At 74.2% G+C, this 14,374-nt stretch carries 10 protein-coding genes; 7 read left to right on the top strand and 3 right to left on the bottom strand.

Translation table 11 applies throughout. The annotated features are described in order from the left end of the window. From ACFKCF_RS32585 to ACFKCF_RS32570, 4 genes are all read left to right on the top strand, one after another. Positions 1-547: hypothetical protein (locus tag ACFKCF_RS32585; protein WP_394499095.1), on the top strand; the 547-nt coding region annotated here is incomplete at its 5' end. A gap of 60 nt (positions 548-607) precedes the next feature. After that, the gene (locus ACFKCF_RS32580) at positions 608-3,805 is read left to right on the top strand and encodes a hypothetical protein (protein WP_394499093.1); all 3,198 of its coding nucleotides are present in this window, start codon (positions 608-610) and stop codon (positions 3,803-3,805) included. A gap of 149 nt (positions 3,806-3,954) precedes the next feature. After that, positions 3,955-4,977: an aminotransferase class V-fold PLP-dependent enzyme gene (locus ACFKCF_RS32575; protein WP_394499092.1), complete on the top strand. Its 1,023-nt coding sequence runs from the start codon at positions 3,955-3,957 to the stop codon at positions 4,975-4,977. Between the two features lie 221 nt (positions 4,978-5,198). Beyond that, positions 5,199-7,025 (top strand): rhamnogalacturonan lyase, encoded by a 1,827-nt coding sequence (locus ACFKCF_RS32570; protein WP_394499091.1) that lies wholly within the window; start codon positions 5,199-5,201, stop codon positions 7,023-7,025. Positions 7,026-7,030: 5 nt separating this feature from the next. On the opposite strand, the gene ACFKCF_RS32565 is transcribed toward ACFKCF_RS32570, so the two are convergent. The 3 genes from ACFKCF_RS32565 to ACFKCF_RS32555 are packed head-to-tail and all read right to left on the bottom strand — an operon-like array spanning position 7,031 to position 10,386. After that, positions 7,031-8,608, bottom strand: a complete 1,578-nt coding sequence (locus ACFKCF_RS32565) for a pyruvate, phosphate dikinase (protein WP_394499090.1) — start codon at positions 8,606-8,608, stop codon at positions 7,031-7,033. A 12-nt stretch (positions 8,609-8,620) separates the two neighbouring features. Beyond that, positions 8,621-9,247 carry a transcriptional regulator gene (locus ACFKCF_RS32560; RefSeq protein ID WP_394499089.1) on the bottom strand — a complete coding sequence of 209 codons (627 nt, stop codon included), beginning with the start codon at positions 9,245-9,247 and terminating at the stop codon, positions 8,621-8,623. A 14-nt stretch (positions 9,248-9,261) separates the two neighbouring features. After that, positions 9,262-10,386: a TetR/AcrR family transcriptional regulator gene (locus ACFKCF_RS32555; RefSeq protein WP_394499088.1), complete on the bottom strand. Its 1,125-nt coding sequence runs from the start codon at positions 10,384-10,386 to the stop codon at positions 9,262-9,264. 112 nt (positions 10,387-10,498) lie between these two features. Between ACFKCF_RS32555 and ACFKCF_RS32550 the strand changes: the two genes are divergently transcribed. The 3 genes from ACFKCF_RS32550 to ACFKCF_RS32540 are packed head-to-tail and all read left to right on the top strand — an operon-like array spanning position 10,499 to position 14,373. Then, entirely contained in the window at positions 10,499-11,524 is a 1,026-nt protein-coding gene (locus tag ACFKCF_RS32550; RefSeq protein ID WP_394499087.1) for a LacI family DNA-binding transcriptional regulator, read from the top strand. Positions 11,525-11,537: 13 nt separating this feature from the next. Further along, positions 11,538-13,616, top strand: coding sequence for a beta-galactosidase (locus ACFKCF_RS32545; protein WP_394499086.1), 2,079 nt, complete (start codon positions 11,538-11,540; stop codon positions 13,614-13,616). 31 nt (positions 13,617-13,647) lie between these two features. Further along, positions 13,648-14,373, top strand: coding sequence for a ThuA domain-containing protein (locus ACFKCF_RS32540; RefSeq protein WP_394499085.1), 726 nt, complete (start codon positions 13,648-13,650; stop codon positions 14,371-14,373). The last annotated feature ends 1 nt before the right edge of the window (position 14,374 follow it).

Below are 14,374 nucleotides of genomic sequence, written 5' to 3'. Positions count from 1 at the left end.
GGCCGCGGCGCCCCCGGCCGCCGCCTCCGGCGCGCGCCCGGCCGCCGCGCCCGTGCCGGACGACATCCCGCCGTTCACCAAATCCCTCAAACCGTGCACGCTGGTCTCCGACGACCTCGCACGGGAGCTCACCCCCTCGGCGGGCAAACCGTTCACGTACGTCAACGGCTCCTTCACCTCGTGCGCGTGGAAGAGCGACTACGCGATCCCGGAGGCCAAGCGCGGCGAGCTGTCCATAACGCTGGACACGCTGGACAGCGAGGCGATGTCGGACGGCACGTTCGACATCGCGAAGAGGGTCGCCTCCCGGCTGCACACGAACTACCACGAGGTCGACGGCCTGGCCCACGACGCGTTCACCTACACCGACACCACGACGAGCGGCTTCAGACGGTACAAGGTGACGTACGAGTTCCGGCTGAGCAACCTCCAGGGGAAGGTCGAGTACGGCCGCTCGGTGGGCGTCGACCCGGACGGCTCCATCGCCGGGAACGCCGAGAAGGTCACCCGCCTGGTCATCGACCGCCTGCTGAAACGCCCCAGCTGACAAGCGGTCCCGGGCAATATCGGTTGCCCGGGGGAAATCGGGCCCCTGATCATGGGGGGTGTGGTGCGGCTGGCGTACGGGGTGGTGACGGGACGCGACCAGCGGGTCTGGGACGCGCGGGGCCACCTGCTGCCCTCCGGCCGCTCGGGCCCCTCCGGGGCGGAGGCGGCCACGGGAGCGCAGCCCGGCGCACCGGTCGTGCTCGGCCCCGCCCCGACCGCCGAGGCACCCGTCCCCCCGACCGCCACCGCCGAGGCGCCCGTCACGCAGAACGCCGCCGGTGACGAGCTCTGTCCCCCGATCGCCACCGCCGAGGCGTCCGTCCCCCGGATCGCCGCCGGCGAGCTGCCCGTTCCCCGGATCGCCGCTGGGGGGTCACGGCTCCAGGTCGCCGTCGCCGAGCTGGCCCGGCTGGTCGAGAGCGGTGGCGTGATGGCCGCGGGAGCGGGAGTGGAGCTGTGCCCGGGGTTCGTGTCGGCACGGCTGGCAGGGGCGCGGGGCGACAGGCGGGACGCGGTGCTGGCCGCGATCGAGGCCCTGGGGCTGGACGGCCTGCACCGGCTGGGCGAGCGGGCCGGGGTGCTGGTGGCGCTGTTCGGCGCGGAGGCCACCAAGCCGGTCGCCGCCGCGGCGAGCCGCGCCATCGCCGACGGACGCTGGGCGGCCCTGCGACTCGCGTCCGCCGCCAGCGGCGTGCTGGGCGCCGAACAGCTCGAACGCCTGCTCCACCTGGGCGCCGAACCGCCCGAACGCCTGCCCCACCTCGGCGCCCCACCCTCACGACCCGAGCCGGCGGCGCAGGCGCCCGCGTCCGGCATGGCCGAGCATCTCGGCCGGGTGCTCGGCGCATACCCGCAGCGTCGGCGGCTCGACCTGCTCCTCGACCTGTGGGACCAGGTGGCGGCGCGTCAGGAGGCGGGCAGGCGCAAGGAGCGGCGGCTGGCCACCCAGGGCAAGCAGAGCAGGCTGGCGGAGCTGACCGCCCGCTACACGCACCACGAGGACGAGTTCCTCCTCGAACACGTCCGCCGGGACGTGGGCCACGAGCCGACCCTGGTGGAGGCGGCCCGCTGGTCCCCGCAGGCGTGGCACTGGACGCAGCTCATGAACCGGGCCATGCACAACGCCATGGCCGCCACCGTGCTCCTGCGTACGGCGGTGGCCGTGGCCGACCACGGCGTCGTGGAGGGCGTCGCCCGCTCCGCCGGCGGGCTCGTGGCGGCCGCCGCGCTCATGGATTCCCACGAGGCGGGGGCCGCGGCGCGCCGGGTCCCGGGCATGGCGGGGCTGCCCGCCCGTCCCGGGTGCTACGTCAGGGACCTGGCCGCGCGGCTGAGCAACCCCTCGGAGACGTACGTCAGGCAGCGCCTGGCCAGAGCGGGCGAATACGCCCTGGTCGTCATGGACGCCGTCGCCGACCTGATCCTCGAGGCCGACGAGCAGCTTCACGGCTGGTCGATCGGAGGCATGCGAGAGTGGCGCGCCGCCGTCGGGTACACCGCGCAGCGCCTTCCCTCGGCATGGGCCCAGCCGCCGGTCGACGGCGAGCGGCGGCGGCCCCTCGAGGAGAGGCTGGCCGAACGCCCCGGCGTGCCGCCCGAGGAGGAGGAGACGGCGGGCGACCTGCTCTGGTTCGCCGAGCTCGCCGACGCCCTCGCCCAGCTGAACGGCCACGAGCGGGCTCAGGTCGACTACGACGCCGGCCGCCCGTACGCCGACCCCGACCCCGCCCCCGACGAGCCCGCGCTGGACTCGATCCCCGCGGCCCTGGCCGGCGCCGCGCAGCTCGTCTCGCTCGGCGGGCAGCCGCCCCGGCAGTGCCGCGGCTGGGCGGAGCTGACCGCCGGGCTGACCCGCAGCGTGGAGGTCGCGCAGGCGTTCACGACGGCGTTCCGCGTGCCGGAGCCGCTGGCGGCGGCGGACGGCACGCTCGTCCCCGGCACGGACGCGCGCCTGGAGTGGGCCCGCCACCCGCGCGCGCTCGCCCAGTGGTCGGCGTACATGGGCAACTGCATCGCCGGAACGTCCTACGTCGAGGAGGCCACGAAGGGCACGTGCGCGCTCGCCGCGCTGCGCGGCCCGAGCGGCAGGATCGTGGCCAACCTCGAGGTCCGTCGCCGGCGGCAGGGCTGGCAGATCGTCGAGTTCCGGGCCAGGTTCAACGCCGACCCGGATCCCGTGCTGAGCGACGGCGTGACGCGCTGGCTGGCGAGCCTGCCGCCGCCCCCGCTCCTCGAGCCGTCCGGACGCGAGCGCATCCCTTCCGCGCCGCCCCGCCGTCGCCGCCTCGACCGGCTGTTCCGCGAGGTGAGCGGGCCGCTGGCGGAGCTCGCCGACCGCGCTCTCACGCACCCGGCGACCGTGGACGCCCTGTCCGTCCTGGACACCATGAGAATCGGGGCCCGGCCGAAGGCCGCGTCGACGGCACCCGGCCTGCCGCCCACGGGCGCGTCGGATGCTCGCGGACTGCCTCCTGCCGGCGCAACGGCTCACGGACTGCCCACGGACGTGCTGACGGCTCACGGGCTGCCCACGGACGTGCTGACGGCTCACGGGCTGCCCACGGACGTGCTGACGGCGCTGCGCAGGCTCTCGGCCGACCGGATCGAGCGCGTCTGCCTCGACGCGCTCCCCGAGACGGGCCTGCCCGACCTGTGGCACGCCACCGGTGCTCGCCCGCTGGCCCAGGCCCTCGCCGGCCTCGATCCCGAGCTCGCCGCCCGCTACGACCACCTCCGGCTGCTCACCGCCGACGCGCCGCTGCCTGGTTCGCTCCGCAAGCTCGCCCGGCACGGGGCGATCGCCCCCGCCCGCTCGATGGAGCTGGTGGCGCGCCGGATCCGGGCCGCGCTCGGCCGGCTGGCCCGCGCCGGCGACCCCGTGCTCGCGCGGCAGGTCGTCCGCCGCCCGGGCCAGGACGTACTCTGCTCGCTCGTCCTGGCCGTCACCGCCTGGCCCGGCGCGGGACCGGAGAATGGGCCGCAGAGAGGGCCGCAGAGAGGGCCGCAGACAGTGCCGCAGATGGTGCCGGTGACGGAGCCGGGGAAGGCGAGCGTGCCCGGCTATCCGCGTACGGACCTGGAGGACCCGGACGGGCCCTGGCGGCTCGCGCTGCCCGGGGCCGTGGAGCTGGGCGCGGACGCCGAGGGGCTCTGGGAACGGGTGAGCGCCGGAGGGCTGCGCGTACCGGCCGCCTGGCTGGGCAACGGCGGCTGGCCCGCACTCTGGCAACGCGCCGCCCGCGCACGACGGCCTTAGAGCTCGCGCAGATCGGCGTTGAGCGTGGCTCTTCTCGGGTGAGCCTGTCGGCCGGGGCCTTTTGCTTTTTCGGGCGATCTTGCCGGTCAGTTCGCCGCCCGCGTACGGTGGCCTCACCCGCCGGCGGACGGCGACCTTAGGCTGGCCCCATGGACATCGCCTCGGCGCACGAGCTCTGGGACGCCGACCCCGGCTGGCTCAACACCGCCTCCTACGGCCTTCCCCCTCGCCACGCCTTCGAAGAGCTCCAAGCCGTCCTGACCGAATGGCGGCACGGCAGCGGCGACTGGAAACCGTGGGACGCCTACGTGAGCCGTTCCCGCGCGGCCTTCGCCCGCCTCGTCGGCGCGCCCGTCGCCGACGTCACCGTCAGCTCCACCGTCTCCCAGATCATGTCCACGGTCGCCACCGCGCTGCCGCCGGGGGCGCGCGTCGTGGTGCCGGAGATCGAGTTCACCAGCAACCTGTTCCCGTGGGCGGTGGCCGCCGAGGTCGAGGCCGTGCCCGCCGATCGGCTGGCCGACGCGGTCACCGGTTCCACCGCCGCCGTCGCCTTCAGCCTCGTGCAGTCCGCCACCGGGTACGTCGCCCCGCTCCAGGACATCGTGGCCGCCGCCCGGGCCCACGGCGCGCTGGTCATCGCCGACGCCTCCCAGGCCTGCGGCTGGCTGCCGGTCGATGTCGAGGGCATCGACGCGCTGGCCTGCGCCGCGTACAAGTGGCTGATGGCGCCGCGCGGGGCCGCGTTCGGCTACCTGTCGCCCCGCCTGCGCGAGCGCATGCGCCCGCTGGCGGCCAACTGGTACGGCGGGGCCGACGAGGGCGGCTCCTACTACGGCCCGCCGCTGCGGCTCGCGCCGGACGCCCGCGCGTTCGACCTGTCGCCGGCCTGGTTCTCCTACGTCGGCGCCGCCCCGGCCATCGAGCTGCTCGACGAACTCGGCGTCGAGCGGATCCGCGACCACAACGTCGCCCTCGCCAACCGCTTCAGGGCCGGGCTCGGCCTCGAACCGTCCGACTCGGCCATCGTCTCCGTGGACGCCCCGGGCGAGCGCCTGGAGGCGGCCGGCATCCGCGCGGCCGTGCGGGCGGGCAAGGTTCGGGCCAGCTTCCACGTCTACACCACCGCCGACGACGTCGACCGCGCGCTGGACGCCCTGACCCGGCCATGACAACGGACCCTTGCGGCCGTGCGGCGGGGCCGCTTTAATACGCCGGGCCGCGGACGCGGCGACCCCGTTTGCCGACGAGGAGACGTTGTGGCCATTTCCGCAGGTCTGACAGTCGTCCCTGACATCCGCGGTCCCGGCCTGCGTCCGTTGACGCTGACACCCCGATGAAACTTTCTTTTTCGCCCATCGGGAAAGCGCTTACCAAGAAGGGAAACGAGCGAATGCGCTTACGACTGGCCGGCGCGGCGGCGGTCCTCGCCCTGACCACGGTGATCAACGGCGTCCCCGCCCAGGCCGCCCCGCCCACGAAGCAGGTGGAGGACCTCGACCGCGGCCTGGTCAGCGTCCGGTCCGGATCGGGCAACCTCGTGTCCTGGCGGCTGCTCGGCACCGACCCCGACGGCGTCGCCTTCAACGTCTACCGGGGCTCCACCAGGGTCGCCACGAACCTCACCGCCTCCACCAACTACCTCGACAACGGCGCCGCCGCCGACGCCTCGTACACGGTCAGGGCGGTGGTCGGCGGGGCCGAGCAGGCCGCCTCGCCCGCCTCGCTCCGCTTCACCGGCGGCTCGTACCTCGACGTGCCGATCCAGCCGCCGTCGGGCGGCACGACACCGGACGGGGTCGCCTACACCTACAACGCCAACGACGCCGGCGTGGGTGACATGGACGGCGACGGCCGGTACGAGATCGTGCTCAAGTGGGACCCGTCCAACGCCAAGGACAACTCCCAGTCGGGCTACACCGGCAACGTGTACGTGGACGCGTACCGGCTGGACGGCACCCGCCTGTGGCGCATCGACCTGGGCCGCAACATCCGCGCGGGCGCCCACTACACCCAGTTCCAGGTGTACGACTACGACGGCGACGGCCGGGCCGAGGTCGCGATGAAGACCGCCGACGGCACCAGGGACGGCGTCGGCACGGTCATCGGCAACGCCTCGGCCGACTACCGCAACTCCAGCGGCTACGTCCTGTCCGGCCCCGAGTACCTCACCATGTTCGACGGCCAGAGCGGCGCCGCCAGATCCACCGTCTCCTACGACCCGCCCCGGGGCACCGTGTCGAGCTGGGGCGACTCGTACGGCAACCGCGTGGACCGCTTCCTGGCCGGCACCGCGTACCTGGATGGCGAGCGCCCGTCGCTGATCATGGCCCGCGGCTACTACACCCGTTCCGTCATCGCCGCCTGGGACTTCCGCAACGGCACGCTCACCAAGCGCTGGACGTTCGACAGCAACTCGGCGGGCTCCCAGTGGACCGGCCAGGGCAGCCACAGCCTGTCCGTCGGCGACGTCGACCAGGACGGCAGGGACGAGATCGTGTACGGCGCCATGGCCGTCAACGACAACGGCACCGGCATGTGGACCACGGGCACCGGCCACGGCGACGCCCAGCACCTGGGCGACTTCGACCCGGCCAGGGCGGGCCTGGAGTACTTCAAGGTGAGCGAGTCGGGCTCCCGGCCGTCCTCGCTCTACATCGACCCGCGCACCGGCCAGATCCTCTGGTCCACCCCCGCCAACGGCGACAACGGCCGCGGCGTGGCCGGCGACATCTCGACGGTCAGGGTCGCCAGTGAGTTCTGGTCCGCCGCCGACGCCAACCTGCGCAGCGTCACCGGCAACAACGCCGGCCGCAAGCCGTCCTCGGTCAACTTCCTCATCTGGTGGGACGCCGACCCGCTCCGGGAGCTGCTCGACCAGACCAGGATCGACAAGTACGGCACCAGCGGCGACACCCGCCTGCTGACCGCCTCCGGCGTGCACTCCAACAACGGCACCAAGGCCACCCCGTCGCTGTCGGCGGACCTGTTCGGCGACTGGCGCGAAGAGGTCGTCTGGCCCACCAGCGACAACCGCGCCCTGCGGATCTACGCCACCACCACGCCCACCGACCGCCGCATCTACACCCTGATGCACGACCCGCTCTACCGGGTGTCGGTCGCGTGGCAGAACACCGCCTACAACCAGCCGCCGCACACGAGCTTCTTCATCGGCGACGCCATGCCCACCCCACCCAGGCCGAACATCTACGTCCGCTGACGGCGTCAGGTCGCCAGCGCGGCGTGGGCCGCGGCGAGCCGCTCGGCCTCGCTGCGGTCCGGGCCGGCGCCCGAGACCTCGTCGGCCCATTCCAGCAGGCGGCGCAGGTGCGAGCCGTGCGTGCCGGTGACGACGGGCGGGCTGCCGATGGCGACCTCGCCGCCGGTGCCGTCGATGGTGACGAGCGTGCCCTCCGGGAAGGTACGTCCACCGGCTCGTACGCAGGCGGCCTCCACCATGAGGTCCGCGGCCCCGACGACGGCGGGTTTGCCCATCGACCGCGCCACGACGGCGGCGTGGCTGGTGGGACCGCCGCGGGCCGTGACGACGCCCGCGGCGGCGGCCAGGCCGTGCAGGTCGAGCGGCGAGGTCTCCGGGCGCACCAGGATGACGGGGCCGCCGGCGGCCATCCGGACCGCCCGGTCGGCGGTGGTGGCCACCCTTCCGGCCGCGACGCCCGGACAGGCGCCCAGCCCGCGGGTCAGGACGTCGATCGGGCCGGCGGTGTCCATGCGGGGGGTGCAGGCCCGCTGGAGGTGCTGCGGGGAGATCCGGAGCAGGGCCTCGCGGCGGCTGATGACGCCCTCGTCGGCCAGGTCGACCGCGACGCGGACGGCGGCGTGCCCGGCGAGGCCGCCGGGCCGCACCTGCAGGATCCACAGTTCGCCCGCCTCGAAGGTGAACTCCACGTGGCAGGCGTCGCGGTAGTGCTCCTCGGCGCGGCGCAGGGCCTCCAGGAGGGCGGCCCACGTGGCCGGCTCGCGTTCGGCCAGCTCGGGCAGGGGCCGGGTCAGCGAGCCGCCGGAGACGACGTCCTCGCCCTGGCGGCCGAACAGGACGTCGCCGTAGGGGAGGCCCGGCTCGCCGGTGTTGGGGTCGCGGCTGAACGCGACGCCGCTGCCGCTGCGGTCGTCGCGGTTGCCGAACACCATGGCCTGGACGGTGACGGCGGTGCCTAGGTCGTGGGGGATGCCGTGCAGTTGCCGGTACGTCCTGGCGCGCGGCGTCTCCCACGACGAGAAGACGGCCCGTACGGCCAGCTCCAGCTGCCGCATCGGGTCGTCGGGGACCGGTTCGCCCGATCGTTCGACGATGAGCGCCTCGATGGCGTCGGCGCGGTCCCCGGCTTCGCGCAGGGTTTCCGGGGACAGGCCGCAGACCGCGGAGGCGAAGCCGGACAGGAACCGAAGGCGCGAGTCGAGCGCGAAGCGCGGATCGCCCGTCTCGGCCGCCAACCCCGCCGTGGCCTCCGCGGTGAGGCCGAGGTTGAGGATCGTGTTCATCATGCCGGGCATGGACACGCTGCCGCCCGAGCGGACCGCCACCGCCAGCGGCCGTTCCGGCCCGCCGAGGCGCCGTCCCGTGGCGGCCTCGAGGTCGCGGACGGCGGCCGCCAGCTCGGCGGCGAGGCCGCCGGGAAGGCGCCCGTCGCGCAGGAAGGCGCGGCACGCCTCCGTCCCGATCACGAATCCGGGGGGTACGGGCAGTCCGAGGCGGCGCAGGACGACGAGGCCGTGTCCCTTGCCGCCGAGCACGCCCGGCGGCTGCTCGGTCTCCGCCGAGAGCGGGTGAATGTAGGTCATCGACGTCGCCGTTCAGTATCGCGGGCGGCCAAGGGTGACGAGCAGGTCCTCGTGGAGCTGGAACCACACCGCGTGGTACGACGAGGTGCCGTCGGCCAGGTAGTCCAGCTCACCGGCCCGGGCCCGCGCGAGCGCGTCGGCGAGCCGGGTCCGATACCGCCCGAACCGGGGCAGCGCCGCGGCCAGGTCCGCGCAGACGGCCTGGGCACGCCCGTCGAAGTCGGCGAAGCGGTCCAGGACCCGGGAGTCATAGGCGGGGTCGCTGTGGTCGTTCAGCGTCGCCACGCCGTCGACCGGTCGCAGCTGCCAGGCCGTGCAGAGGTCGAGCAGCTCCGGGTTGAGCACGAGGAAGTCCTCGAACGCGGCGGCCACGGCGCCGCGGGCGCCGGCCGCGTCCAATTCGGCGGAGATCCGGTCGGCGTCCTCGGCGCGGCCGGGGTCGGTGAGACCCCACCCGCCGAAGTCGCCCGGAGCATGGGTGACCAGGCCCGCCACGGCGAGGTCGATCAGCTCGGACTCGACGTCGCTCTCAGGGAGCCCCGTCGCCTCGGACACGCGGGTGAGGCTCGTGAACCCGAGGCAGCGAAGGCCGTGCAGCACCAGCAGGTCGGTGCCGGTCGAAGGGGGGACGTTCGGCATGTCGGCAGGGACTCCTAGTCGGTATGGGGAAGGGCGGGTCTCGTGGTGGCGGCGGCGTGGGCGGCGCCCCGGCCGTGGGCGCGGGCGACGATCTCGCCCGCCTGGACGCGTACCGCGGCCTCGGTGGCGTCGTCCGCGTCCGGGATCCCGGCGGCCGAGGCGACGGCGGCGTGCTCGTCGAGGATGAGGTGCAGGCCCGGCCGGGGATCCGGGCCGAACACCCGTCGCAGGCTCGCGGCGAGGTCGCCGATCCTGAGCCGTACGAGACGACCAAGCTCGGCGGGATCGCCGGTGACCACGGCGATGGTGACGCGATCCTCCGGGCGGGCGGCGCGGACGGCCTCCTCGGCCGCCTCCAGCCGGCTGGTCCCCAGTACGGCGATCACACCGTCGGCGTCGAACCCGGCCAGGCGGCCGGTGAGCTCGTCCGGCAGCTCCGCGGGCGGCTCCCAGGCGTCCCGGACGGCTCGCGCGGGGGCGACGAAGGGCAGGTGGGGCGGGTCCCACGTGTCGGCGAGGTCGAGGCCGGCCAGGTGCCGGCAGGCGCGTGCCACGTCGAAGGGGTCACCGAAGCCGGGCGCCGTCTCGGCCAGGTGAGCGGCTCCGCTCAGCAGCGTGAGGACCAGCTCGGCCAGCCGCACCCGCCGTGCGTTGCCGCCGGCGGTGACGTGCCGGTCGAGGACGCGCGGCCCCGGGCCCGGCGCGCGCGCCTCCAGCGCGAGAGCGAGCAGCATCGCCTCCAGCCTGGCGAGCTGCGCCAGCGCGGTGCGACCGGGTTCGTCGTCGAACACGCCGGCCAGCGAACGCGACTGCAGCTTGCCCCCGGCGGGCGTGTCGCCGGACAGGGGCAGCCGTTCGAGCCACACGCGGGCGAACGCCCCCAGCGCCTCGGCCACCCCGGACGGCGGCAGGCCCTCCTCGGCCGCCGCGGGCCCGATCGAGTCGACCAGGACCGCCAGGTAGAGGGCGCGCTTGCCCGGGAAGTTCGAGTAGACCGCGCCACGGGTCAGCTCGGCCCGCTCCGCGATCCGGTCGACCTTGGCGTCGGCGTAGCCGCGCTCGGCGAACTCCTCCCTCGCCGCCGCCAGCACGGCCGCTCGGGTGCGCTCCTGCTGCTGCGCCCGGGTCAGCCTGACCATCGAGCCACACTCCAATCATTCAGATGTTCACATCATCTGAATGATAGCGCTCTTGACAACGGCGGGTGCCACAGGCGAGTCTGACTACGTAGTCATAACCCAGGAGCCGCGAGTGTCCGACGCCAGGCGAAGGCCCCCGAGCAGCACCGACGTCGCCGCCCTCGCGGGCGTGTCGCAGAAAACGGTCTCGCGGGTGCTCAACGGCGAGCCCTACGTCACCGAGGAGGTCCGCGAGCGGGTGCTGGCCGCGGCGCGCGAGCTCGGCTACCGCCGCAACACCGCGGCCAGGGCGCTCCACCTGGGCCGCTTCCACCGCATCGGGGTCGCCTCGATCGGCAGCTCGCTGTACGGCCCGTCGTCCCTGCTCGTCGCCTTGGAGCGGCAGGCCAGGGAGCTCGGGTACGCGGTCGCGGTCGCCTACACGGGCGAGGGCGAAGGCCTCACGAGCGCGGTCGAGTCGCTGCTGGCCCAGGGCGTGGACGCCGTCGTGGTCTCCGACCCGATCGACGACCCGATCAACGGGGGCCAGGACCTGCGCATCGACCCGGAGGTGCCCGTGCTGAGCTTCCGGCCGGTCCCCGGGCTCGACGGGCCGCGCGTGGTGGTCACCGGCGCGTCCGGCGTGGACGCGGGCAGACAGGCGACCGAGCACCTGCTCGGCCTGGGGCACGCCACCGTCTGGCACGTCGCCGGGCCGCACCGGTGGTGGGCGGCGCGCGACCGGGCGCGCGGCTGGCGGGAGGCGCTGGCCGCCGCCGGGGCCCCGGAGCCGCCTGCGCCGGAGGGCGACTGGTCCCCCGCCTCCGGGTACGCGGCGGGCCGGGTGCTGGCAGCCGACCCGCGGGTCACAGCGGTGTTCGTGGCCAACGACGACATGGCGATCGGCGTGCTGCGCGCCCTGGCCGAGGCCGGTCGCCCGGTCCCGGACGAGGTGAGCGTGGTCGGCATGGACGACATCCCGGCGGCCGCGTACCTGTCGCCCCCGCTGACCACCATCCGCCAGGACTTCGAGGCGATCGCCCGCCACGGCCTCGCCCTGCTCGCCGCCGAGATCGAGCGCCGCCCCGGCGAGCCCGCCCTCGGCGACCGGCCCGCGCACCTCGTGGTGCGCCGATCGACCGCATCCCCCGCGAAGTGAGAAAGGAACCCCTGTGCCGCGAGTACTCTTCGGCGCCGCCTACTATCCCGAATACCACCCCGCCGACCTGCTGAAGACCGACCTGGACCTGATGGCCGACGCGCGCTTCTCGGTGATCCGGGTCGGCGAGTCGGTCTGGTCCACCTGGGAGCCCGAGAACGGCCGCTTCGACCTCGACTGGCTGCAGCCGGCGCTGGACGGCGCGCACGAGCGCGGCATCGGGGTCATCCTGGGCACGCCGACGTACGCGGTGCCGCCGTGGCTGGCCCGGCTCTACCCGGAGATCGCCGGGGAGCGGGCCACCGGGCAGCGCATCGGGTGGGGCGCCCGCCAGGAGATGGACTTCACGCACCCGGCCTTCCGCTTCCACGCCGACCGGATCACCCGCAAGGTCGTCGAGCGCTACGCCGGCCACCCGTCGGTCATCGGCTTCCAGGTCGACAACGAGCCGGGCCCGCACCTGCTGCACAACCACGGCGTCTTCCAGCGGTTCGTCGACTGGCTGCGCGAGCGTTACGGCGACGTGGAGACGCTGAACCGGGAGTGGGGCCTGGTCTACTGGTCGCACCGGCTGTCGGACTGGGCCGACCTGTGGCGGCCGGACGGCAACGCCCAGCCGCAGTACACGCAGGCGTGGCGGCGTTTCCAGGCCGACCAGGTGACCGAGTTCATCGCCTGGCAGGCGGACATCGTGCGCGAGTACGCCCGTCCCGAGCAGTTCGTCACCACGTGCATCGCCTACGACCGGCCCGCCGTGGCCGACGAGGAGCTGACCCGGCGGCTCGACGTCACCGCGGGCAACCCGTACTACACGATGCAGGACGGCTTCGCGCTGCCCGCGCCGCAGGACGCGCCGCAGAGCTGGATGACCAGGAACACCTGGGAGCTGTACCTCAGCGCGGACCGGATGTTCTCCTCCCGCCAGGAGCCGTTCCTGGTGACCGAGACGAACGCGCAGGCCATCGGGGGGCCCTGGGTGAACCAGCCCGCCTACGACGGCCAGTGGCGGCAGGCCGCGTGGGCGCTCGTCTCCCGGGGCGCCACCATGATCGAGTACTGGCAGTGGCGGACGCTGGTGTTCGGCACGGAGACGTACTGGGGCGGCGTGCTGCCGCACAGCGGGCGGCCGGGGCGCACGTACCGGGAGATCGCCCGGATCGGGGCCGAGCTGGAGACGGCGGGCGAGCTGGTCGAGGGGCTCATCCCGGACGCGGACGTCGCGATGCTCTACTCCACGTCGAGCAAGTGGGCGCTGAGCGCCCAGCCCGCGCTCGGGCGGCCCGACGGCGGGCCGGACGAGCGCTCCTACCAGGGCATCTTCGAGCCGTTCTACCGTGGCGCGTTCGACGCCGGCTGCCAGGTGCGGGTGCTGCACGCCGCCCAGGCGGTCGCCGAGGAGCCGGGCGCGCTGGCCGCCCGGCATCCGGTGCTGGTGGCCGCCGGGCTGTACGTGGCCGACGACGCCACGCTGGACTGGCTGACGGCGTACGCGGCGGCCGGCGGGCACCTGGTGGTCGGCCCGCGCACCGGCTACGCCGACGCCGAGGCCCGGGCCCGCAGGGACGTCCAGCCGGGCAGGCTGGCCGACGCCGCGGGCGCCTGGTACGACGAGTTCAGCAACCTGACCGAGGACGTGCCGGTCAGGGGTGAGGCATTCCCGGAGGGCGCGGCGGGCACCCGGTGGGCGGACGGCCTGCAGGCGGACGGGGCGGAGGTCCTGGCCGGTTACGAACACCCGCATTTCGGGCAGTTCGCGGCGATCACCACCCGCGCGCACGGGCGGGGCCGGATCACCTATGTCGGCACCGTCCCCAACGCGGCGCTGGCCGAGGCCCTGTTCCGCCGGCTGGTGCCGGCGCCCGGCCCCTGGTCGGACCTGCCGCCCGGCGTCACCTCGACCGGCGCCACCGCGCGTGACGGGCGGCGGGTTCGTTTCCTGCACAACTGGGGGTGGGAGCCCGCGTCGGTGCGGGTACCGGTCCCGGTACGGGATGTGCTCGACGGCTCCGTCCACGAGGCCGGCGCCGAGTTGCCGCTGGGACCGTGGGACGTGCGGGTGCTGTCGGAGACGGTGGGCGGCGACGTACGCTGATCTTGCGCCCGTACGGCCAGGAAGGAAACGCATGGCGGTCAACGTCACTGTCTGGAGCGAGAACTACCACGAGCCACGCGAGGAGGCGGTACGCCGCATCTATCCCGACGGCATGCACGGCGCCATCGCGGAGGGGCTGACCGAGCTGCTGGGCGAGCGCGTGAGCACCCGCACCGCCGTGCTCGACGAGCCCGAGCACGGCCTGACCGACGCGGTCCTGGCCGCCACCGACGTGCTGACCTGGTGGGGCCACATGGCGCACGAGGAGGTCGACGACAAGGTCGTGGAACGCGTGCGGCGGCGCGTGCTGGGCGGCATGGGCCTGCTGGTGCTGCACTCGGCCCACTACTCCAAGATCTTCCGTGCGCTGATGGGCACCACCTGCACGATCAACTGGCGCGACGCCGCCGAGCGCGAGCTGGTCTGGACGGTCGCGCCCGGCCACCCGATCGCGCAGGGCGTGCCCCGTCCGCTGGTCATCGAGCAGCAGGAGACGTACGGCGAGCCGTTCGGCATCCCGGAGCCCGACGAGCTGGTGTTCATCAGCAACTTCAGCGGCGGCGAGGTGTTCCGCAGCGGCTGCTGCTTCCGCAGGGGGCTGGGCAAGATCTTCTACTTCAGCCCCGGCGACCAGGAATATCCCGTCTACCACCACCCCGATGTGCGGCGGGTGCTGGCCAACGCCGTCCTGTGGGCCGCGCCGCCGGACGGCGTGGGCGAGCCGCTCCAGAACGCCCACACCCCCATCCAGTGGTAGG

The organism is Nonomuraea sp. JJY05 (assembly GCF_043496855.1).
In the GTDB taxonomy this organism is placed as follows: domain Bacteria; phylum Actinomycetota; class Actinomycetes; order Streptosporangiales; family Streptosporangiaceae; genus Nonomuraea.
This window is presented reverse-complemented; position numbering and strand designations above follow the sequence as displayed.